The sequence below is a fragment of the Kitasatospora sp. NPDC005748 genome (assembly GCF_040630735.1).
In the GTDB taxonomy this organism is placed as follows: domain Bacteria; phylum Actinomycetota; class Actinomycetes; order Streptomycetales; family Streptomycetaceae; genus Kitasatospora.
The window spans coordinates 165,894-187,392 of record NZ_JBEXYD010000008.1 but is presented as its reverse complement, the minus strand read 5'-3'; the positions used below and the strand labels follow the sequence as shown (position 1 = coordinate 187,392).

The following is a 21,499-nucleotide window of genomic DNA, read 5'->3' as shown; positions in this document are numbered from 1 at the left end:
GCATCCCGTACCCCGTGAGTGGGGGAGGGGCCGTACGCGCTTCTTTCGAGCGGCCGCGCACTGTTAGAGTCCGTGGAGTTCCCTTGTAGGCTGCGCGTAGGCTCGCCTGTGCCGTCTGTACGGGGGCCCGAACCGCAAACTCCCCATTCAGGACCGACCCTCCCGCCGACGACGCGCGGGAGGCGCAGGAGGCACCGTGCTCAGTGCGTTCGCGCGGGCGTTCCAGACGCCCGACCTGCGCAAGAAGCTGCTGTTCACGCTGGGCATCATGGTGCTGTTCCGGCTGGGCTCCCACGTCCCGGTACCCGGGGTCAGCTTCCAAGCTGTCAACGAATGTGTGAAGGACACCAAGAGCAGCGGATTGTTCGGGCTCGTCAACCTGTTCAGTGGTGGCGCGCTCCTCCAGCTCACGATCTTCGCGCTCGGCATCATGCCGTACATCACGGCCAGCATCATCCTCCAGCTCCTCACCGTCGTGATCCCGCGGCTCGAGGCGCTGAAGAAGGAGGGGCAGGCCGGTACCGCGAAGATCACCCAGTACACGCGCTACCTGACCATCGCGCTCGCCGTGCTCCAGGGCACCGGCATCGTGGCGACGGCCTCCAGCGGCGCGCTGTTCTCGGGTTGCGTCTACGCCAACCAGATCGTGCCGGACCAGTCGGTGTTCCGGATCGCCGTCATGGTGATCACGATGACCGCCGGCACCACGTTCATCATGTGGCTGGGTGAGCTGATCACCGACCGCGGCATCGGCAACGGCATGTCGATCCTCATCTTCACCTCGATCGCCTCGGGCTTCCCGGGCTCGATGTGGGCGATCAAGACCTCGGGCACCATCGGCGGCGGCTGGGTCGAGTTCCTCTCCGTGGTCGCGGTCGGCGTCATCGTTGTGATGCTGGTCATCTTCGTGGAGCAGGCGCAGCGCCGGATCCCGGTGCAGTACGCGAAGCGGATGATCGGGCGCCGCGCCTTCGGCGGCACCTCGACCTACATCCCCCTCAAGGTGAACCAGGCCGGTGTCATCCCGGTCATCTTCGCCTCGTCGCTGCTGTACATCCCCGCCCTGGTGGTCCAGCTGACCAGCAGCCAGGCCGGCTGGGCGACGTGGATCAGGACCAACTTCGTCAAGGGTGACCACCCGGTCTACATGGCCACCTACTTCCTGCTGATCGTCTTCTTCGCCTTCTTCTACGTCGCCATCTCCTTCAACCCCGAAGAAGTTGCCGACAATATGAAGAAGTATGGTGGGTTCATCCCGGGCATCCGGGCCGGCCGGCCGACGGCCGAGTACCTGAACTACGTGCTCACCCGCATCACGTGGCCGGGTTCGCTCTACCTGGGCCTGATCGCGTTGATCCCGATGATCGCCCTGGTGGCCTTCGGGCAGCAGACCAACTTCCCGTTCGGCGGCACCAGCGTTCTCATCGTCGTCGGCGTCGGACTCGAAACTGTGAAGCAGATCGAGAGCCAGCTCCAGCAGCGCAATTACGAAGGGTTCCTCCGCTGATGCGTATCGTCCTCGTCGGACCTCCCGGGGCCGGGAAGGGTACTCAGGCGCACCTGCTCGCCAAGACCCTGTCCATTCCCCACATCTCCACCGGCGACCTGTTCCGCGCCAACATCGGTCAGGGCACCCCGCTGGGGCTCGAGGCCAAGAGCTTCATGGACGCGGGTCGCCTGGTACCGGATGAGGTCACCATCGGGATGGCCAAGGACCGCATGCTCCAGCCCGACGCCGGCAACGGCTTCCTGCTCGACGGCTTCCCGCGCAACCTTGGCCAGGCCAAGGCGCTGGACGAGTTCCTGGCCGAGCAGGGCATCGCGCTGGACGGCGTGCTGGACCTGGAGGTTCCCGAGGACGAGGTCGTCCGCCGGATCGCCGGCCGTCGCCTGTGCCGCAACGACGGGGGCCACGTGTTCCACGTGGACTACAACCCGCCGAAGGCCGAGGGCGTCTGCGACGAGTGCGGCGGCGAGCTGTACCAGCGCTCGGACGACACCGAGGAGAAGGTGCGGACGCGGCTGGAGGTCTACCACACCGAGACCGAGCCGATCATCGACTACTACGCCCAGCAGGGCCTGGTGGCGACGATCCCCGCGCTCGGCAAGGTGGACGAGGTGACCCAGCGCGCGATCGAGGCGCTGAAGCAGGACAACTGACATTACCGAGCGACGCCGTACGGCCGCGCCGCCCCTCGCCGGGGCAGCGCGGCCGTACGGCGTCGTACGGTGGAACGAGTGCACGGCCGTCCGGCAAGGACCGGGCGGGAACCCTAGGAAGGCGTGACCAGATGGTGGAGATCAAGACCCCCGAGCAGATCGCGAAGATGCGAGTGGCCGGGCTGGTCGTCGCCGAGGCGCTCAAGGCCTGCCGGGAGGCGGTCGCTCCGGGGGTGACCACCCAGGAGCTCAACGACATCGCGGACAAGGTCATCACCGACCACGGCGCCACCTCGAACTTCCGCGCCGACCACGGCGGGCTCTGGTTCCCCGGGGTGATCTGCGCCTCGGTGAACAACGAGGTCGTGCACGGCATCCCCGGCGACCGGGTGCTCCAGGAGGGCGACGTCATCTCGATCGACTGCGGCGCCATCGTGGACGGCTGGCACGGCGACGCGGCGATCACCGTGGCGGTCGGCGAGGTCCGCCCCGAGGTGGAGATGCTCAGCCGGGTCACCGAGGGCTCGATGTGGGCCGGCATCGCCCAGATGAAGAAGGGCAACCGCCTGGCGGACGTCTCCAAGGCGATCGAGGGCTTCATCCGGCGCCAGCCGCTCCCGCCGAAGGGCAAGTGGGGCATCACCGAGGGCTACGGCGGCCACGGCATCGGCACCGCGATGCACATGGAGCCGCACGTGCTGAACTACGTCGAGCGGGGGCGCGGCAAGGGCCCCAAGCTGATCCCCGGCACCGTGCTGGCGATCGAGCCGATGGTCTCGCTGGGCACTCCGCACACCACCGTGCTGGAGGACGACTGGACCGTCGTGACCACCGACGGCACCTGGGCCTCGCACTGGGAGCACTCGGTGGCCGTCACCGAGCAGGGCCCGCTGGTCCTGACGGCCTTCGACGGCGGCCGCGCCGAACTCGCGAAGCTGGGCATCACCGCAGCTCCGGACCCCCTCGGGTAGTCGCGGAGGCGGTCGACTACCGCGTCCGACAACGGATCAGAGCCCTGGGGGTTTGGACCCCCAGGGCTTTTGTCCTATTTTTATCGGCTGGCAGTGGCTTCACTGGCTTCAGCGGCTTCGATCAAGCAGGAGAGTGCAGTGCTCAAGGGATTCCGCGACTTCATGATGCGCGGCAACGTGGTCGACATGGCCGTCGGTGTCGTCATCGGTGCGGCCTTCACCGGCGTGGTGACCGGCTTCGTGTCGGCCTTCCTCACCCCGCTGGTCGGCGTGGTGGTCGGTGCCGCCGGCGACTTCAGCTCCTACAAGGCCAACCTGGGCGGGGTCATCTTCCCGTGGGGGCAGTTCCTCAACGTGCTGATCGCGTTCCTCATGACCGCCGCGGTGCTGTACTTCTGCGTCGTGCTGCCGGTGACCAAGGCCACCGCCCGCTACCTGCCGAAGAAGCCGAAGTCCCCGAAGCGCCCCTGCCCCGAGTGCCTGACCGAGATACCGCAGGCCGCGCGCCGCTGCAGCGCCTGCACCGCCCACGTCGAGCCGCTGGTGGTCAGCCCCGGCCTGTGACGGCCGGACGGACGGCGCCGGCCGCGTCCGGCGGCCTCGTTTTGGCCCATCGGGCGCACTGGCGTAGGATGGACCGTCGGCTCACTCGTAGCGTGCTCCAGCACGCCCTCTTCCCTCTCGGGGGACGGGGTGGACCCAGGTTCGCACGAGCGTGCCGCATACGGTAGCCGGTCCCGGAAGGTGGATCTCGCAGTTCATGGCTAAGAAGCAAGGCGCCATTGAGATCGAGGGCACCGTGATCGAGTCTCTTCCGAACGCGATGTTCAAGGTCGAGCTGCAGAACGGTCACAAGGTCCTCGCGCACATCAGCGGCAAGATGCGCATGCACTACATCCGCATCCTGCCGGACGACCGGGTCGTGGTGGAGCTCAGCCCCTACGACCTCACGCGTGGCCGGATCGTCTACCGCTACAAGTAAGAACGTCAGATCTAGACCCGGAGAACCTGAAGCATGAAGGTCAAGCCGAGCGTCAAGAAGATCTGCGACAAGTGCAAGGTGATCCGCCGTCACGGCCGGGTCATGGTGATCTGCGACAACCTGCGCCACAAGCAGCGCCAGGGCTGATCAGTTCTCCCCAGCATTTCTCGTAGTACTTCGCGCGACGCGAAAACGTCATAAGCGGGCTACCCGATCCGCCCTTCGCAGGGCGGACTGCCACCCCCGGTCAGAGGCCGGGGCTCCCACACCGTGAGGTGTCGGAGTAGGTAGCACGCAAGACCTCTGAAGAAACACAGGAGCCTTGAATGGCACGCCTCGCCGGCGTTGATCTCCCCCGTGAGAAGCGGATCGAGATCGCCCTTACCTACGTGTACGGCATCGGTCGTACCCGCGCCCAGCAGACCCTGGCCGAGACCGGTGTCAGCCCGGATGTCCGCGTTCGCGACATCTCCGAGGAAGACCTCGTCAAGCTGGGTCAGTACATCGACGCCAACTACACGGTCGAGGGTGACCTCCGCCGTGAGGTGGCCGCCGACATCCGCCGCAAGGTCGAGATCGGCTGCTACGAGGGTCTGCGTCACCGCCGCGGCCTGCCGGTCCGCGGTCAGCGCACCCACACCAACGCGCGTACCCGCAAGGGCCCGCGTCGCGCGATCGCCGGCAAGAAGAAGCCGGGCAAGAAGTAGTCCGTCCCGTCACCGGACATCCCTCCGGCCCGCGGGTCAGCGGACCGACCACCTCAGTAGGAGAACAGACTTATGCCCCCCAAGGGTCGTCAGGCTGCCGGCGCGAAGAAGATCCGCCGCAAGGAAAAGAAGAACGTCGCTCACGGCCACGCGCACATCAAGAGCACGTTCAACAACACCATCGTTTCGATCACCGACCCCGCGGGCAACGTGATCTCCTGGGCCTCCGCCGGCCACGTCGGCTTCAAGGGCTCGCGCAAGTCCACCCCGTTCGCCGCGCAGATGGCCGCCGAGGCCGCTGCCCGTCGCGCGCAGGAGCACGGCATGCGCAAGGTCGACGTCTTCGTCAAGGGTCCGGGCTCCGGCCGTGAGACCGCGATCCGCTCGCTCCAGGCCACCGGCCTGGAGGTGGGCTCGATCCAGGACGTCACCCCCACCCCGCACAACGGCTGCCGTCCGCCGAAGCGCCGCCGCGTCTGACGCAGCGCCTTCGGGCACTGGTGTTCGCTTGACACCGCGTACGGGGTCCCGGTTCGTCCGGGACCCCGTACGCTGGTTCTGTTCGGCATCAAATAGTGGGTGCCGAAGACAACTGGAGGATCTGAAAACATGCTGATCGCTCAGCGTCCCTCGCTGACCGAAGAGGTCGTCGACGAATTCCGCTCGCGGTTCGTGATCGAGCCGCTGGAGCCGGGCTTCGGCTACACCCTCGGCAACTCCCTTCGCCGCACGCTCCTCTCCTCGATCCCCGGTGCCGCTGTCACCAGCATCCGGGTCGACGGCGTCCTGCACGAGTTCACCACCGTGCCGGGCGTCAAGGAGGACGTCACCGACCTCATCCTCAACATCAAGCAGCTGGTCGTCTCCTCGGAGCACGACGAGCCGGTCGTGATGTACCTGCGCAAGCAGGGCCCGGGTGTGGTCACCGCCGCCGACATCGCGCCGCCGGCCGGTGTCGAGGTGCACAACCCCGAGCTGGTCCTCGCCACGCTGAACGGCAAGGGCAAGCTGGAGATGGAGCTGACCGTCGAGCGCGGTCGCGGTTACGTCTCCGCCGTGCAGAACAAGGCTTCCGGGCAGGAGATCGGCCGCATCCCGGTCGACTCGATCTACAGCCCCGTGCTGAAGGTCACCTACAAGGTCGAGGCGACCCGTGTCGAGCAGCGGACCGACTTCGACAAGCTGATCGTCGACGTCGAGACCAAGCCCGCCATGCGCCCGCGTGACGCCATGGCCTCGGCCGGCAAGACCCTGGTGGAGCTGTTCGGTCTCGCCCGCGAGCTGAACATCGACGCCGAGGGCATCGACATGGGCCCGTCCCCCACGGACGCCGCCCTGGCCGCCGACCTGGCGCTGCCGATCGAGGAGCTTGAGCTCACCGTTCGGTCGTACAACTGCCTCAAGCGCGAGGGCATCCACACCGTGGGTGAGCTCGTCGCCCGCTCCGAGGCCGACCTGCTCGACATCCGCAACTTCGGTGCGAAGTCGATCGACGAGGTCAAGGCGAAGCTGGCCGGCATGGGCCTGGCCCTCAAGGACAGCCCGCCCGGGTTCGACCCGACCGCCGCCGCCGACGCCTTCGGCGCCGACGACCTGGACGACGCGGGTTACGCGGAGACCGAGCAGTACTAAGAGTTTGCTGGTGGGGGCGGTTCCCCGGAGCCGCCCCCGTCATCATGAAAGCCGTACGGGCACCGTGTCCGTACGCCCGCTGCGGTACCTGGTACGGCCGCAGTCGGAGATTCAAGGAGTAATTCCATGCCGCGTCCCACCAAGGGTGCCCGCCTCGGCGGCGGCCCCCACCACGAGCCGCTGCTGCTGGCCGGCCTGTGCCGGGAGCTGTTCCAGTACGGCCGCATCACCACGACCGAGGCCAAGGCCCGTCGGATGCGCCCGCTGGCGGAGAAGCTGATCACCAAGGCGAAGAAGGGCGACATCCACAACCGTCGTCTGGTTCGCAAGACGATCACCGACATCTCCGTGCTGCACACCCTCTTCACCGAGATCGCGCCGCGCTACGAGAACCGCCCGGGTGGCTACACCCGTATCACCAAGATCGGTCCCCGTCGTGGCGACAACGCCCCGATGGCCGTGATCGAGCTGGTCGAGGCGCTGACCGTCGCGCAGACCGCCGTCGGCGAGGCCGAGGGTGCCACCAAGCGCGCCGTCAAGGAGGCCGAGGCCAAGGTCGAGGAGACCAAGGTCGAGGACACCAAGGCCGACGAGGCCGAGGCCGAGCAGGCCTGACGCCTTTGGGTGCAGTGCGGGCCCGCTCTCCCATTCCGTGGGGGAGCGGGCCCGTTCCTTCTGTCTGGAGTGAAGCAGTGATCGACGATTGCGCCGAGCGTCCGCCGGTGAAGGACGGCCCGGCCGACGGGTACGTCCGGGTCCGGCTCGACCTCGCCTACCAGGGCGCGGAGTTCTCCGGCTGGGCCCGCCAGCGCGGTGGCCGCCGCACGGTGCAGGAGGAGATCGAGAGCGCGCTGCAGATCGTCACCCGCAGCACCGAGCTGTACCCGCTGACGGTCGCCGGACGGACCGACGCCGGCGTGCACGCGCGCGGCCAGGTCGCGCACGTCGACCTGCCGGCCGAGCTGTGGGCCGCGCACCGCGAGAAGCTGCTGCGCAGGCTGGCCGGGCGGCTGCCCGGGGACGTCCGGATCTACCGGATCGGCGAGGCGCCGGCCGGCTTCGACGCCCGCTTCTCGGCGATCTGGCGCCGCTACGCCTACCGCGTCGCCGACCACCCCGGCGGGGTGGACCCGCTGCTGCGCGGCCATGTGCTCTGGCACGACCGGCCGCTGGACGTCGAGCGGATGAACGCGGCCGCGGCGCTGCTGCTGGGGGAGCACGACTTCGCCGCGTACTGCAAGAAGCGCGAGGGCGCGACGACCATCCGCACGCTGCTGGAACTGCGCTGGGACCGCGTCCCGGTCGACTCCTACGCCTCGCAGGAGGGCTCGCTGGCGGTCGCCACCGTCCGCGCCGACGCCTTCTGCCACAACATGGTGCGGGCCCTGGTCGGCGCGATGCTGCTGGTCGGCGACGGGCACCGGCCGGTGGAGTTCCCCGGCGAGGTGCTGGCCGGCGGGGTGCGCAACTCCGCGGTCAACGTGATCCGGCCGTACGGGCTGACGCTGGAGGAGGTCGGCTACCCGGCCGACGACCAGCTCGCCGAGCGCAGCCGGCTGGCCCGCCGGATCAGGACGCTGCCGGGACAGCCGGTGGTCGGCTAATCCGTTTTGGTCCTGGGCCGCGGCTTGGGAGAATCGTCCGCATGGGACACGTCGAGATTTCGCACCTTGAGTACTACCTGCCGGACGGGCGGGTGCTGTTCGACGACGCGTCCTTCCGGGTCGGCGAGGGCTCCGCGGTCGCCCTGGTGGGCGCCAACGGCGCCGGCAAGACCACCCTGCTGCGCATGATCGCGGGCGACCTCCAGCCGCACGGCGGCTCGGTCACGATCAGCGGCGGCCTCGGCGTGATGCGCCAGTTCGTCGGCACCACCGGGCGCGAGGCGAAGCAGGCCGACGAGGACCGGCAGGGCCCGGCCCCGCTGGCCGCCGACGCCTCCGTCCGCGACCTGCTGGTCTCGGTGGCCCCCGAGCGGATCGCCGTCGCCGCCCGCGCGGTCGACGCCGCCGAGCTGGCGATGATCGCCCAGGACGACGAGAAGACGCAGATGGCCTACGCCCAGGCGCTCTCCGACTGGGCCGACGTCGGCGGCTACGACTACGAGACCGACTGGGACGTCTGCACCACGGCGGCCCTCGGGATGCCCTTCGACAAGGCCCAGTGGCGCGGGCTGAACACGCTCTCCGGCGGGGAGCAGAAGCGCCTCGTCCTGGAGGCCCTGCTGCGCGGCCCCGAAGAGGTGCTGCTGCTGGACGAGCCGGACAACTACCTGGACGTCCCCGGCAAGCGCTGGCTGGAGGAGGCGATCAAGGCCACCTCCAAGACCGTGCTCTACATCTCGCACGACCGCGAACTGCTCTCCCGTACCGCCGAGAAGATCATCAGCGTCGAGTCCGGCGCGGCCGGCAGCAGCGTCTGGGTGCACGGCGGCGGCTTCGACTCCTTCCACGAGGCCCGCAAGGACCGCTTCGCCCGCTTCGAGGAACTCGGCCGGCGCTGGGACGAGGAGCACGCCAAGCTCAAGAAGCTGGTGGTCACCCTGCGCCAGGCCGCCTCGGTCAGCCACGCGCTGGCCACCCGCTACGCCGCGGCGCAGACCAGGCTGAAGAAGTTCGAGGAGGCGGGCCGCCCGGAGGAGCCGCCCCGCGAGCAGAACATCACCATGCGGCTCAAGGGCGGCCGGACGGGCTTCCGGGCCTTCACCATGGAGCAGCTGGAGCTCACCGGCCTGATGAAGCCGTTCGACCTGGAGGTCTTCTACGGCGAGCGGATCGGCGTGCTGGGCTCCAACGGCTCGGGCAAGTCGCACTTCCTGCGGCTGCTCGCCGGCGACGAGACGGTCGCCCACACGGGTCAGTGGAAGCTCGGCGCCCGTGTCGTGCCGGGCCACTTCCGGCAGACCCACGCCCACCCGGAGCTCTTCGGCCGCACGGTGCGCTCGATCGTCGAGGAGGAGCACGCGCTCAGCCGCGGCGCCGCGATGGGGGCGCTGCGGCGCTACGAGCTGGACCGCCAGGAGGAGCAGAAGTTCGAGTCGCTGTCCGGCGGCCAGCAGGCCCGGCTGATGATCCTCAAGCTCGAACTGGACGGCGTGACGGCGCTGTTGCTGGACGAGCCGACCGACAACCTGGACCTGGAGAGCGCCGAGGCGCTGCAGGCCGGCCTGGAGGCCTTCGACGGCACCGTGTTGTGCGTCACGCACGACCGGTGGTTCGCCAAGACCTTCGACCGCTTCCTGGTCTTCGGCGCGGACGGCCGTGTGTACGAGTCCGCGGACCCGGTCTGGGACGTCACCCGGGTCGAGCGCGAGCGCTGACCGGAGCCCCGCCCGGGCGGTGCGGGAGCACCGATCGGGGGCCGTCCGGGCCGCTTTCCGGCCCGGACGCCGAGGGGGGATTTTGACCGACCCCGGCGCGCCCGGTAGCCTGGGGGCTTGTTGTGCGTATTGGCTCGCTCTATCTCACGTGAGAGGTCGGTACGCCGGAGATATCAGGTCGACGACCCAGCGGCTCCCCTTGAATTGCGTCCAAGGCGGCCAGGCTGATGCCCTCGACCGGGTGCTCCTGTCAGGACTCACTCACTGAAAAGCAGAGGCTACGACCGTGCGTACGTACAGCCCCAAGCCCGGCGACGTCCAGCGTCAGTGGCACGTCATCGACGCGAACGACGTCGTGCTCGGCCGCCTGGCCTCCCAGGCCGCCAACATCCTCCGGGGTAAGCACAAGGCGATCTACGCGCCGCACGTTGACACCGGTGACTTCGTCATCATCATCAACGCGGACAAGGTGCACCTGTCGGGTAACAAGAAGACCCAGAAGCTGGCGTACCGCCACAGCGGCTTCCCGGGCGGTCTCCGCTCGGTCCGCTACGACGACCTCCTGGCGAACAACCCGGAGAAGGCCGTCGAGAAGGCCATCAAGGGCATGATCCCCAAGAACACCCTGGGTCGCCAGATGCTCTCGAAGCTGAAGGTCTACTCGGGCGACCAGCACCCCCACGCTGCGCAGCAGCCGGTGCCGTTCGAGATCACCCAGGTCGCGCAGTAACTCCGGCCACCTAGCCCCCCAACACTGAAAAGAGCTGAGGAACACCGTGGCCGAGACCACTGAAACCCTTGAGGTCGACTTCGACGAGACCGTCGTCGAGGGCGAGTTCACCTCCGAGGAGAGCTACACCTCCGAGTCGCTGGCCGGCCGCTTCGGCGAGGCCGTCCCCGGCGCCGGCCTTGGCCGCCGCAAGGAGGCGATCGCCCGCGTGCGCATCGTCCCGGGCACCGGCGTCTGGAAGATCAACGGTCGCACCCTGGAGAACTACTTCCCCAACAAGGTGCACCAGCAGACCGTGAACGAGCCCTTCAAGCTGCTGGAGCTGGACGGTCGTTACGACGTCGTCGCCCGCATCTCGGGTGGCGGCACCTCCGGTCAGGCCTACGCGCTGCGCCTCGGCGTGGCCCGCGCCCTGAACGAGGCCGACGTGGACAACAACCGCGCCGCCCTCAAGAAGGCCGGCTTCCTGATGCGTGACGCGCGTGCCGTCGAGCGCAAGAAGGCCGGTCTGAAGAAGGCCCGTAAGGCCCCGCAGTACAGCAAGCGCTAGTCGCGCCCGAGGGGGTGTGTGCCGCCCTGGTGGTGCACACCCCCGGTTGCGCTCTCACGCCCCGGAGTACCCCGTGTACTCCGGGGCGTCGTGCTCCCCGCGCATGGTGCGAAGGCCGGGGATTCGATCGAATGGACTGCCGGGTTTACCTGCCAGCAGCGGTGATGGAGGACGGGACAGTGGGACGACTCTTCGGTACGGACGGCGTACGCGGTGTGGCCAACGTGGGGCTGACGGCGGAGCTGGCGCTCGGGCTGTCCGTCGCGTCGGCGCACGTCCTCGGTGAGGCGGGGGCCTTCGACGGCCACCGGCCGGTCGCGGTGGTCGGCCGCGACCCGCGCGCCTCGGGCGAGTTCCTGGAGGCCGCGGTCATCGCCGGCCTGGCGAGCGCGGGCGTCGACGTACTGCGGGTCGGCGTGCTGCCCACCCCGGCGGTGGCCTACCTCACCGGCGCCCTCGGCGCCGACTTCGGCGTGATGCTCTCCGCCAGCCACAACGCCATGCCGGACAACGGCATCAAGTTCCTCGCCCGGGGCGGCCACAAGCTGGACGACCGGATCGAGGACGCCATCGAGGCGCACTACCGCGCCCACGCCGTCGGCGGCGAGGAGTGGAAGCGCCCGACCGGCGAGGCCGTCGGCCGGGTCCGCGAGTACACCGAGGGCTTCGACAAGTACGTCGCCCACCTGATCGGCGTGCTGCCCAACCGCCTGGACGGCATCCGGGTCGTCATCGACGGCGCGCACGGCGCGGCCGCCTACGTCGCCCCCGAGGCGTTCGCCCGGGCCGGCGCCGAGGTCGTCCACACCCTGGGGGCGGAGCCCACCGGTCTCAACATCAACGACGGCGTCGGCTCCACCCACCTGGACCGGCTGCAGGCCGCGATGAAGGAGTACCGGGCCGACCTCGGCATCGCGCTCGACGGCGACGCCGACCGCTGCCTGGCCGCCGACGCGGAGGGCAACGAGGTCGACGGCGACCAGATCATCGCGATCCTGGCCGTCGCCATGAAGGAGGCCGGCACCCTGCGCGGCAACACCGCCGTCGCCACCGTGATGTCCAACCTGGGCTTCAAGCTGGCGATGGAGCGCGAGGGCGTGGAGCTGGTGCAGACCGCGGTCGGCGACCGCTACGTGCTGGAGGCGATGAAGGAGCACGGCTTCGCGCTCGGTGGCGAGCAGTCCGGCCACGTCATCCTGCTGGACCACGCCACCACCGGTGACGGCACCCTGACCGGTCTGATGCTGGGCGCCCGGCTGGCCGCCACCAAGCAGCCGCTGGCCGACCTGGCCGCCGTGATGACCCGGCTTCCGCAGCTGCTGATCAACGTCAAGGGCGTGGACAAGGGCCGGGTGAACTCCTGCGTCGAGCTGTCCGCGGCGGTCGCCGAGGCCGAGGCCGAGCTGGGCTCCACCGGCCGGGTGCTGCTGCGCCCCTCGGGCACCGAGCCGCTGGTCCGGGTGATGGTCGAGGCCGCCGACCAGGTGCAGGCCAAGGCCGTCGCCGAGCGGCTGGCCGAGGCCGTCCGCACGTACCTGGGCTGACGCCCGCTCAGCGTGTGCGCAGGGCCCCCGCCGTGACGAACGGCGGGGGCCCTGCGGCGTTCTGTCGGGGCGGCCCAGGTCAGAGCTTGCGCAGCAGCGCGCGGCGGACCTTGTGGTCCTGGCCCTTCTGCAGGACGAGGGTCGCGCGGCCGCGGGTGGGCAGCACGTTCTCCAGCAGGTTCGGCTTGTTGATGGTGCGCCAGACCTGGCGGCCGTACTCCATCGCCTCCTCCTCCGGCACCTCGGTGAAGCGGCGGAAGTAGGAGTTCGGGTCCTGGAAGGCGGTCTGCCGCAGCTTGCGGAAGCGGTCCAGGTACCAGTTCTCGATGTCGTCGGTGCGGGCGTCGACGTAGATGGAGAAGTCGAAGTAGTCGGTGACCGCGAGCCTGGTCCGGCCGTCCGTTCCGGGCAGGGCCGGCTGGAGCACGTTCAGGCCCTCGACGATGAGGATGTCCGGACGCTCCACGGTCAGCCGCTCGCCGGGCACGATGTCGTACACCAGGTGCGAGTACACCGGCGCGGTGACCAGCTCCTTGCCGGCCTTCACGTCCGCCACGAAGCGCATCAGCGCACGGCGGTCGTAGGACTCCGGGAAGCCCTTGCGGGCCATCAGACCGCGCCTGCGCAGCTCGGCGTTGGGCAGCAGGAACCCGTCGGTGGTGACCAGCTCGACCCGGGGGTGCTCGGGCCAGCGGGCCAGCAGCGCCTGGAGCAGACGGGCGGTGGTGGACTTGCCGACCGCGACGGAGCCGGCCACGCCGATGATGAACGGCGTGCGGGTGCGTTCGGTGTCCGGCGTGTCCAGGAAGGTGCCCAGCGCGCCCCGCAGGTCGTGGGTGGCGTGGATGTAGAGGTTCAGCAGGCGGGACAGCGGCAGGTAGACGTCACGGACCTCGTCCAGGTCGAGGGCGGTGCCGAGACCGCGCAGCCGTTCCACCTCCTCGGCGGTCAGCGGCAGCGGCGTACGCTCGCGCAGCGCGCTCCACTCGGCCCGGCTGAGGTCCACGTAGGGGGACGGCGACGGGCCGGGCGTGGCGGCGCCCCGCGTACAGAGTTCGGTCAGCACATGCTCCATTGTGGGCCGTAGCGGCGTTCACGGTGGCTGTGGTGTCGGTCACGCACGGTGGGGGAAGGGTGCGAATGGGGCGTCCCGGGCGCCCTTATGCTGGCACGCATGTGCGGAATCGTTGGATACGTGGGCTCTCAGCCCGCCCTTGATGTAGTAATCGCAGGCCTGCAGCGACTGGAGTACCGGGGCTACGACTCGGCCGGTGTCGCGGTGCAGGTGCAGGGCTCCGACGGGCAGTGGAGCCTCGCCACCGACAAGCGGGCGGGCAAGCTCGCCAACCTGGAGAAGTCGCTCGCCGAGACCCCTCTTCCCGGCGGCACCACCGGCATCGGCCACACCCGATGGGCCACCCACGGCGGCCCGACGGACGCCAACGCCCACCCCCACCTGGACGACGCCGTCCGGGTGGCCGTGGTCCACAACGGCATCATCGAGAACTTCGCCCAGCTGCGGGCGGAGCTGACCGAGCGCGGCCGCACGCTGCGCTCCGAGACGGACACCGAGGTCGTCGCGCACCTGCTGGCCGAGGTGTACGAGGGCGACCTCGCGGAGGCCATGCGGATCGTCTGCCGCCGGCTGGACGGCGCGTTCACCCTCGTCGCCGTGCACGCCGACGCGCCGGACGTCGTGGTCGGCGCGCGCCGCAACTCGCCGCTGGTGGTCGGGCGCGGCGAGGGCGAGAACTTCCTCGCCTCGGACGTGGCCGCGTTCATCGCCCACACCCGTGAGGCGATCGAGCTCGGTCAGGACCAGGTCGTCGAGCTGCGCCGGGACGGCGTCACGGTGACCGACTTCGACGGCAACCCGGCCGAGGTGCGCGAGTACCACGTCGACTGGGACGCCTCGGCCGCCGAGAAGGGCGGCTACGACTACTTCATGCTCAAGGAGATCGCCGAGCAGCCGAAGGCCGTCGCCGACACCCTCCTCGGCCGGATCGGCACCGACGGCCGGCTCACCCTCGACGAACTGCGGATCTCCGACGCTGACCTGCGCTCGGTGGACAAGGTCGTCATCGTCGCCTGTGGCACGGCCTTCCACGCCGGCATGATCGCCAAGTACGCGATCGAGCACTGGACCCGCATCCCCTGCGAGGTCGAGGTCGCCTCGGAGTTCCGCTACCGCGACCCGATCATGGGCCCGGGCACGCTGGTCATCGCGATCTCGCAGTCCGGCGAGACCATGGACACCCTGATGGCGCTGCGGCACGCGCGCGAGCAGGGCGCCAAGGTGCTGGCGATCTGCAACACCAACGGCTCGACCATCCCGCGCGAGTCGGACGCGGTGCTCTACACGCACGCCGGCCCGGAGGTGGCGGTCGCCTCCACCAAGGCGTTCCTGACCCAGCTGGTCGCCTGCTACCTGGTCGCGCTCTACCTGGGCCAGGTGCGCGGCACCAAGTGGGGCGACGAGATCTCCGCGGTCATCAAGGAGCTCGGCGACGCGCCCAAGCAGGTCGAGCAGGTGCTCCAGACCATGGAGCCGGTGCGCGAGCTGGCGCGTTCGCTGGCCGACGCCAAGTCCGTGCTGTTCCTCGGCCGGCACGTCGGCTTCCCGGTGGCCCTGGAGGGCGCGCTCAAGCTCAAGGAGCTGGCGTACATGCACGCCGAGGGCTTCGCGGCGGGCGAGCTGAAGCACGGGCCGATCGCGCTGATCGAGGAGGGGCTGCCGGTCGTGGTGGTCGTGCCGTCGCCGCGCGGGCGGTCGATCCTGCACGACAAGATCGTCTCCAACATCCAGGAGATCCGGGCCCGCGGTGCGCGCACCATCGTCATCGCGGAGGAGGGCGACGAGGCGGTCGTCCCGTACGCGGACCACCTGATCCGCATCCCCGTGACGCCGACCCTGCTGCAGCCGCTGGTCTCCACCGTGCCGCTGCAGGTCTTCGCCTGCGAGCTGGCCACGGCCAAGGGCCACGAGGTCGACCAGCCGCGCAACCTGGCGAAGTCGGTCACCGTCGAGTAGCCGATCGCCGTTCTGACTCGGGTGGTGCCCCTGCGGTGGCTGCGTCCTACCGCAGGGGCACCGTGTCGAGCGGCGGGGGGAACGGGGCGGGTCGATCAGCTTCGCTGAACGGGGCCTCGTCGCGGTCGCGGTGGCTGCCGTGGTCGGCCGGTCCTTGACCGGGCCGGGCGACGTCACCTCGAAGACTAGGGGGACGCCGGACGCCGGACGCCGGACGCCGAAGGCCTCCGGCCGGGAGCCGGCGCTCGGGCTCGGGAAGTGCCCCGACCGGACTGATGGTGCCGCCGGGGTGAATCGTCCGGTCGGCGCGGTCGGGCCCCGCTCGATCGGGCCACACCCCGCGCCATGGGGCCCCGCGCGATCGGGCCCTGGTGGCCCGGCGGGTCGAACTCGATCGCGGCCTTTCGGATGAACTGCCGGTCGAGCGGTGCGGACGCGGCCTCGTGCGCTCCGTCCGGCGTGGCGTCAGGACGATGTCGCCCCCGATCGGCACGGCCTTGAAGCCGGCGGTGTTCCCGGCCCCAGGAACGCCTGGAGGACTTCCCCGGGCCCGGCGGGGCGCTCGACCGCCGGCGTGGCGAGCCCGGCCCTTCTCCTTACTGCCTCTCCTTCCTTCCGCCGGCCCTCGTGGGCGACACGGTAGGTGTTCGCGAAGCGGGGGAGCACCGTGGTGGGAGGGTCTGCGGGGCAGCCGAACGCGGCGTCGGCTCGCGGCAGGTGTCGCTCGGCCACGACGCGGGCGTAGCGTCGGCGGTAGTCGTTGCCGAGGGTCAGCCGAGGGTTAGGGGCTTGCGCATGCGCCGTGCTCACCGTGTCGAACAGGTCCGGGCCGCCGAGGCCGAACTGATGGCCCGGCTGCCCGAGGGCACCCTGATGCAACGGGCCGCCGCCGGTCTCGCCGCCACCTGCGCCCGGCTGCTGACGCGCCGTCGCGGCCGGGTGTACGGGAGCCGGGTCGTGGTGCTCGCGGGCAGCGGGGACAACGGGGGTGACGCGCTGTACGCCGGCGCGGCACTGGCGCGGCGGGGCGCGCGGGTGACGGCGGTACTGCTCGCGCCCGAGCGCGCGCACGTGGACGGGCTGGCCGCGCTGCGGGCCGCGCGCGGGCGGGTCGTACTGGAGCAGGAAGTCGGCCTGGCCGACTTCTCGCGCGCGGACCTGGTGCTGGACGGCATCGTCGGCATCGGCGGCCGGGGCGGGCTGCGCCCGGAGGCGGAGCCGTACGCACGGGCGGCGCGTCGGGGTGTGGTGGTCGCGGTGGACGTGCCCAGCGGTGTGGACGCCGACACCGGTGAGGTGGCGGGAGTGGCGCTGCGGGCGGACGTCACGGTCTGCTTCGGCACCCACAAGCCCGGGCTGTTGATCGATCCAGGAGCCTCCTACGCCGGTGCGGTGCAACTGGTGGAGATCGGGTTGGAGCTGCCGACGGCCGACGTGGAGGCCCTGCAGCACGCCGAGGTGGCGGCGCTGCTGCCGGTCCCGGGAGCGGAGAGCGACAAGTACCGGCGCGGCGTCGTCGGGGTGGCGGCCGGCTCGGCGACGTATCCGGGGGCCGCACTGCTGGCGGTCGCCGGGGCGCTGCGCGGTGGCGCGGGGGCGGTGCGGTACGTCGGCTCGGCGGCCGAGGAGGTGGTGCGACGGTTCCCCGAGGTGCTGGTCACCGAGGGCGGACCGGCCGGGGCCGGGCGGGTGCAGGCCTGGGTGGTCGGCCCGGGTGGCGGGGACGGAGCCCGGCAGGCGCTCGGCGAGGCGCTGGCGAGCGACGTGCCCGTGCTGGTGGACGCGGACGGGCTCACCGAACTGGGCCGACTCGGCCCGCAGGCCCTGACCGGGCGGACGGCGCCCACGCTGCTCACCCCGCACACCGGTGAGGCGGCCCGGCTGCTGGCGGGGGCGGGGGCTGCGGGCACCGCACCGCCGCCGGCCGACGACCTCGCCGCCGCCCGGCTGACCACCGCGCGCCGACTCGCCGCCGCGTACCGGGCGACGGTGCTGCTGAAGGGCTCCACCACGGTGATCGCGGACCCGGGAGGCGCGGTGCGGGTCAACCCGACCGGCACCCCGTGGCTGGCGACGGCCGGGAGCGGCGACGTCCTCGCCGGCCTGGCCGGCTCCCTGCTGGCGGCCGGCCTGTCCACGCTGGACGCGGCATCGGTGGCGGCGTACCTGCACGGCCTGGCCGGCCGCCGCGCAGCAGGGTTGGCGGGGGGTGTTGGCGCAGGTGTGGGCATGGCGAGCGACGAGGGGGCGCTGGGCGTGCCGGGTGCGCCAGTCACCGCGTTGCAGGTGGCGGGCGCCCTGTCGGCGGTCTGGCGCGATGTGCGGTCGTCCGCGGGGGTCGCTGGGGCCGTGGGGGCTGGCGGGGAATAGGTTGACCGGTCTACATAGTGGGCGGATCGCGTGCGCTCGCCGCGCCCGGAGCGGAGTGGGAAGTCGACCGGGCCGACTTCTCGTGCAGGTGGGGCGGAGAGTGACTGGCGATGTAGACCGGTCTACATATTTGGTCGGCGGATGCCGTGAGTCTCTAAAGAGCGGAGGCCGGAGTGGGAAGTCGGACAGGTCGACTTCCCACTCCGGCGAGTTGGTCCTGGGGGGCGGGGCCGGCCTCGGAAGGTAGACCGGTCTACATATTTTCCTGTGGTGATTCGCTCGGTAGCGAGTGCGAGTGCGAGTGCGGGGGCGGGCGGCGACCGCCGGGAGTGGGAAGTCGGTCGGGCCGACTTCCTGTGCGGTGAATTGAAGAACGAGGGCCAAAAGGTAGACCGGTCTACATATTCCTGCCCCCGGCGGCGGGTCCGGTCGGAGCACGGCGGAGCCCGGAGGGGCCGGGCGGAGAAAGAGCAGGAGCAGGAAGTCGGCCGGGCCGACTTCCTGCTCCCACGCCTGGCCCAGCCCCGGCCGCCCCGGCGGCGCCCGCTCCCCGGTGCCGCGGGTGCCGCGGGTGCTCCGGCCCCGGCGGGAACCGGTGGTGCTTCGGGGGCGTCGGGGACGAGGTGGCGGGGTGTAGGGGCGGGTCGGCGGGTGGGGGCCGGGCCGCCGCGCCGACGGGCCGTTCGGCGAGGACCATGAGACGTCTGGGAGACTGACCCTGATGACAACTGCGAACACGACCGGCACGGCCACTCTCACCGACGGCGTACGGGCTGAGGCGACCATCGATCTGGCCGCCCTGCGCGGCAACCTCGCCGCGTTGCGCGAGCGCGTCGGCGCCGCCACGGTGATGGCCACGGTCAAGGCGGACGCCTACGGCCACGGCGCGGTCCGCTGTGCCCGCGAGGCGGTCGCCGCAGGCGTCGGCTGGCTCGGCACCGCCCTCCCGCAGGAGGCGCTGGCTCTGCGCGCCGCCGGGATCCGCCCCGACCAGGCCCGCATCCTCTGCTGGCTCTGGACGCCGGGCGGCCCCTGGCGCGAGGCGCTGCTCGCCGACATCGACGTCTCCGTCAGCGCCCAGTGGGCGCTGGACGAGCTGCTCGCCGCCGTCCGCGCGACCGGTGTCCCGGCCCGGGTGCACCTGAAGGCCGACACCGGCCTCGGCCGCAACGGCTGCCAGCCGCACGACTGGCCGGAGCTGGTCGGCGCGGCGCGCCGCGCCGAGGCCGAGGGCCTGCTCACGGTGGTCGGCGTCTGGTCGCACTTCGCGGCGGCGGACGAGCCCGGCCACCCGTCCATCCAGGCCCAGCTGGACGCGTTCCGCGAGGCGCTCGCGTACGCGGAGGCGGCCGGGCTGCGCCCCGCGGTGCGGCACCTCGCCAACTCCCCGGCCACCCTGCTGCTCCCGCAGTCGCACTACGACCTGGTCCGTACCGGCCTGGCGATGTACGGGCTCTCGCCCGTCCCGGAGGTCGGCTCGCCGGCCGACTTCGGGCTGCGCCCGGTGATGGCGCTGACCGCCCGGCTGGCCCTGGTCAAGCAGGTGCCCGGCGGGCACGGCGTCAGTTACGGCCACCACTACACCACGCCCGGCCCGACCACCCTGGGTCTGGTGCCGGTGGGCTACAGCGACGGCATCCCCCGGCACGCCAGCGGCACCGGCCCGGTGCAGATCGCGGGCAAGTGGCGCACGGTGGCCGGTCGGGTGGCGATGGACCAGTTCGTCGTCGACCTCGGCGGCGACACCCCCGCGGTCGGCGACGAGGTGCTGCTGTTCGGCAACGGCGAGCAGGGCGAGCCGACCGCCGAGGACTGGGGCCGGGCCTGCGGCACCATCTCCTACGAGATCGTGACCCGGATCGGTGCCCGGGTGCCGCGCCGCTACCTGGGCGCGACCGCCGAGGCCCCGACGGCCGACGCCCCTGCCGCCGAGGGCGTGCCGACGGCGGGCGCGGCGACCGAGGGCGCGAGCGTATGAGCGAGGAGGCCGGCTCCGGTCCGGTCGCGGCGGTGGCCAAGGCGGCCGGTGCGGCCTCCGGGGTGAGCCGGGCCGGTCTGATCGGGATCTCGGTCGGCGTGGTCGCGGCCGGCGCGGCCGCCGGTGTGGCGATCGAGCGGCTGACCGTCGGCCGGGCCACCCGCCGCCGGGCCCGCGCGGAGCTGGACGCCAACGCCCCGTACGGCTCGCTCCGCGGGCGCCCGTGCACGGTGACCGCCGCCGACGGCACCGAGCTGTACGTCGAGCTGGACGGCACCGGCTGGCCCGAGCCCGTCAGCGTCCGGCCCGAGGAGGACGCGGAAGAGCACCCGGAAGAACGCCCGGACGACGAGGTCGTCGCAGCCCCACGCCCAGGCCCGGCCCCCGGTACCAGTGCCGCCGCCCGCCGCGGCTGGTTCGTCCGCCGCCGGACGGACGGCCCCGGCACCGCTACCGGCTCTGGCGCCGGCACCGCTACCGGCACCGGCGACGGACCGGTCGACCGGAGCGGGCTGCCCGGTCTGCTGGGCGGCTCCGGCGCGCTGGTGCGGGCCGGCCGGCGCTCGGGCCTCGGCCCCGCCGCCGCCGTCGGGCGGCGCGAACCGCTGACCGTGGTGTTCTGCCACGGCTACTGCCTCAACCAGGACAGCTGGCACTTCCAGCGGGCCGCGCTGCGCGAGGGCATGCGCCTGGTCTTCTGGGACCAGCGCAGCCACGGCCGGTCCGAGCGCTCCCGCTCGTTCCTGGCCGGTGAACTCGCGAGCATCGACCAGCTGGGCGGGGACCTCAAGGCGGTGATCGACGCCGTCGCGCCGACCGGCCCGCTGGTCCTGGTCGGCCACTCGATGGGTGGGATGACGGTGATGGCGCTCGCCGACCAGGAGCCGGAGCTGTTCCGGGAACGGGTCGCCGGGGTCGCGCTGATCGGCACGCTGGCGGGGGACTGGGAGGCCGTGACGCTCGGTCTGCCGGCGGTCGGCGCCAAGCTGTTCAAGAAGGTCGCACCCGGCGTGATGAAGCTGCTCGGCCGCCAGGTCGAGCTCGTCGAGGCCACCCGGCGGCTCGGCGCGGACGTCAGCGCCGTCTTCTACCGGAAGTTCTCCTTCGGGGGGAAGGACGTCGACCCGGGCGTGGTGCGGTTCGCCGAACAGTTGCTCGACGCCACGCCGATCGACGTGGTGGCCGAGTTCTACCCGGTGTTCGGCGCGCACGAGAAGACCGCCGCGCTGGCGGCCCTGCGAGGCATCCCCACCCTGGTGCTCGCCGGCACCAAGGACCTGCTGACCCCGCCCGCGCACAGCGAGGCGATGGCCGAGCAGCTGCCCGGTGCCGAGCTGCTCCTGGTGGAGGACGCCGGGCACCTGGTGATGCTGGAGCGCCCGGACCTCGTCGACCAGCGGCTGGTCGCGCTGCTCAAACAGGCGGTCGACTACCGCGGCGCGGCGCCGCTGCCCTCCTCGGTGGGCGAGACGCCGTAGCGGCCCGGGCCACCGGCGCACGCCCGGCCGGGGATGTGGCACCGTAG

20 protein-coding genes are annotated in these 21,499 nt (G+C 71.2%); 19 read left to right on the top strand and 1 reads right to left on the bottom strand.

The genetic code is table 11. The features are described from left to right. Window positions 1-196 precede the first annotated feature (196 nt). From secY to glmM, 15 genes are all read left to right on the top strand, one after another. Window positions 197-1,507, top strand: coding sequence for a preprotein translocase subunit SecY (gene secY / locus ABZ495_RS09650; protein ID WP_329488118.1), 1,311 nt, complete (start codon window positions 197-199; stop codon window positions 1,505-1,507). Beyond that, window positions 1,507-2,160, top strand: a complete 654-nt coding sequence (locus ABZ495_RS09645) for an adenylate kinase (RefSeq protein ID WP_329488117.1) — start codon at window positions 1,507-1,509, stop codon at window positions 2,158-2,160. The genes secY and ABZ495_RS09645 overlap by 1 nt, the downstream gene beginning before the upstream one ends. A gap of 131 nt (window positions 2,161-2,291) precedes the next feature. Next, window positions 2,292-3,131, top strand: a complete 840-nt coding sequence (gene map / locus ABZ495_RS09640; RefSeq protein WP_329488116.1) for a type I methionyl aminopeptidase — start codon at window positions 2,292-2,294, stop codon at window positions 3,129-3,131. Window positions 3,132-3,269: 138 nt separating this feature from the next. Next, window positions 3,270-3,695, top strand: a complete 426-nt coding sequence (gene mscL, locus ABZ495_RS09635; RefSeq protein ID WP_329488115.1) for a large conductance mechanosensitive channel protein MscL — start codon at window positions 3,270-3,272, stop codon at window positions 3,693-3,695. A 196-nt stretch (window positions 3,696-3,891) separates the two neighbouring features. Next, window positions 3,892-4,113 (top strand): translation initiation factor IF-1, encoded by a 222-nt coding sequence (infA, locus tag ABZ495_RS09630; protein ID WP_003956442.1) that lies wholly within the window; start codon window positions 3,892-3,894, stop codon window positions 4,111-4,113. A gap of 33 nt (window positions 4,114-4,146) precedes the next feature. After that, complete coding sequence (rpmJ, locus tag ABZ495_RS09625; protein WP_003956441.1) at window positions 4,147-4,260, top strand: 50S ribosomal protein L36; 114 nt, start codon at window positions 4,147-4,149, stop codon at window positions 4,258-4,260. A 179-nt stretch (window positions 4,261-4,439) separates the two neighbouring features. Further along, on the top strand, window positions 4,440-4,820 hold the full coding sequence (rpsM, locus tag ABZ495_RS09620; RefSeq protein ID WP_329488114.1) for a 30S ribosomal protein S13: 381 nt from the start codon (window positions 4,440-4,442) through the stop codon (window positions 4,818-4,820). 72 nt (window positions 4,821-4,892) lie between these two features. Next, a complete protein-coding gene (gene rpsK, locus ABZ495_RS09615; protein ID WP_030232513.1) occupies window positions 4,893-5,300 on the top strand; it encodes a 30S ribosomal protein S11 in 408 nt (135 codons plus the stop codon). A 129-nt stretch (window positions 5,301-5,429) separates the two neighbouring features. Then, a complete protein-coding gene (locus ABZ495_RS09610; protein ID WP_030232516.1) occupies window positions 5,430-6,452 on the top strand; it encodes a DNA-directed RNA polymerase subunit alpha in 1,023 nt (340 codons plus the stop codon). A gap of 126 nt (window positions 6,453-6,578) precedes the next feature. Continuing rightward, window positions 6,579-7,067, top strand: a complete 489-nt coding sequence (gene rplQ / locus ABZ495_RS09605) for a 50S ribosomal protein L17 (RefSeq protein ID WP_329488111.1) — start codon at window positions 6,579-6,581, stop codon at window positions 7,065-7,067. Between the two features lie 77 nt (window positions 7,068-7,144). Continuing rightward, a complete protein-coding gene (truA, locus tag ABZ495_RS09600) occupies window positions 7,145-8,056 on the top strand; it encodes a tRNA pseudouridine(38-40) synthase TruA (protein WP_329488110.1) in 912 nt (303 codons plus the stop codon). A 41-nt stretch (window positions 8,057-8,097) separates the two neighbouring features. Then, window positions 8,098-9,771: an ATP-binding cassette domain-containing protein gene (locus tag ABZ495_RS09595; protein WP_359835118.1), complete on the top strand. Its 1,674-nt coding sequence runs from the start codon at window positions 8,098-8,100 to the stop codon at window positions 9,769-9,771. A 286-nt stretch (window positions 9,772-10,057) separates the two neighbouring features. Further along, window positions 10,058-10,501, top strand: a complete 444-nt coding sequence (rplM, locus tag ABZ495_RS09590) for a 50S ribosomal protein L13 (RefSeq protein ID WP_359835116.1) — start codon at window positions 10,058-10,060, stop codon at window positions 10,499-10,501. A 46-nt stretch (window positions 10,502-10,547) separates the two neighbouring features. Next, window positions 10,548-11,051 carry a 30S ribosomal protein S9 gene (rpsI, locus tag ABZ495_RS09585; RefSeq protein WP_329488104.1) on the top strand — a complete coding sequence of 168 codons (504 nt, stop codon included), beginning with the start codon at window positions 10,548-10,550 and terminating at the stop codon, window positions 11,049-11,051. A gap of 179 nt (window positions 11,052-11,230) precedes the next feature. Then, window positions 11,231-12,595 (top strand): phosphoglucosamine mutase, encoded by a 1,365-nt coding sequence (gene glmM / locus ABZ495_RS09580; protein ID WP_329488103.1) that lies wholly within the window; start codon window positions 11,231-11,233, stop codon window positions 12,593-12,595. Between the two features lie 79 nt (window positions 12,596-12,674). Here glmM and coaA read toward each other — a convergent pair whose 3' ends face one another. Then, complete coding sequence (coaA, locus tag ABZ495_RS09575; protein ID WP_352286377.1) at window positions 12,675-13,670, bottom strand: type I pantothenate kinase; 996 nt, start codon at window positions 13,668-13,670, stop codon at window positions 12,675-12,677. Window positions 13,671-13,769: 99 nt separating this feature from the next. Between coaA and glmS the strand changes: the two genes are divergently transcribed. The 4 genes from glmS to ABZ495_RS09555 all read left to right on the top strand — a co-directional run bounded on the left by glmS (window position 13,770) and on the right by ABZ495_RS09555 (window position 21,452). Continuing rightward, window positions 13,770-15,626, top strand: a complete 1,857-nt coding sequence (glmS, locus tag ABZ495_RS09570) for a glutamine--fructose-6-phosphate transaminase (isomerizing) (RefSeq protein WP_329488100.1) — start codon at window positions 13,770-13,772, stop codon at window positions 15,624-15,626. A 795-nt stretch (window positions 15,627-16,421) separates the two neighbouring features. Next, window positions 16,422-17,996 (top strand): NAD(P)H-hydrate dehydratase, encoded by a 1,575-nt coding sequence (locus ABZ495_RS09565; protein WP_359835114.1) that lies wholly within the window; start codon window positions 16,422-16,424, stop codon window positions 17,994-17,996. Window positions 17,997-18,717: 721 nt separating this feature from the next. After that, window positions 18,718-19,974 carry an alanine racemase gene (gene alr / locus ABZ495_RS09560; RefSeq protein ID WP_359803500.1) on the top strand — a complete coding sequence of 419 codons (1,257 nt, stop codon included), beginning with the start codon at window positions 18,718-18,720 and terminating at the stop codon, window positions 19,972-19,974. After that, window positions 19,971-21,452, top strand: a complete 1,482-nt coding sequence (locus ABZ495_RS09555) for an alpha/beta hydrolase (RefSeq protein ID WP_359803502.1) — start codon at window positions 19,971-19,973, stop codon at window positions 21,450-21,452. Before alr ends, ABZ495_RS09555 begins: the two co-directional genes overlap by 4 nt. The last annotated feature ends 47 nt before the right edge of the window (window positions 21,453-21,499 follow it).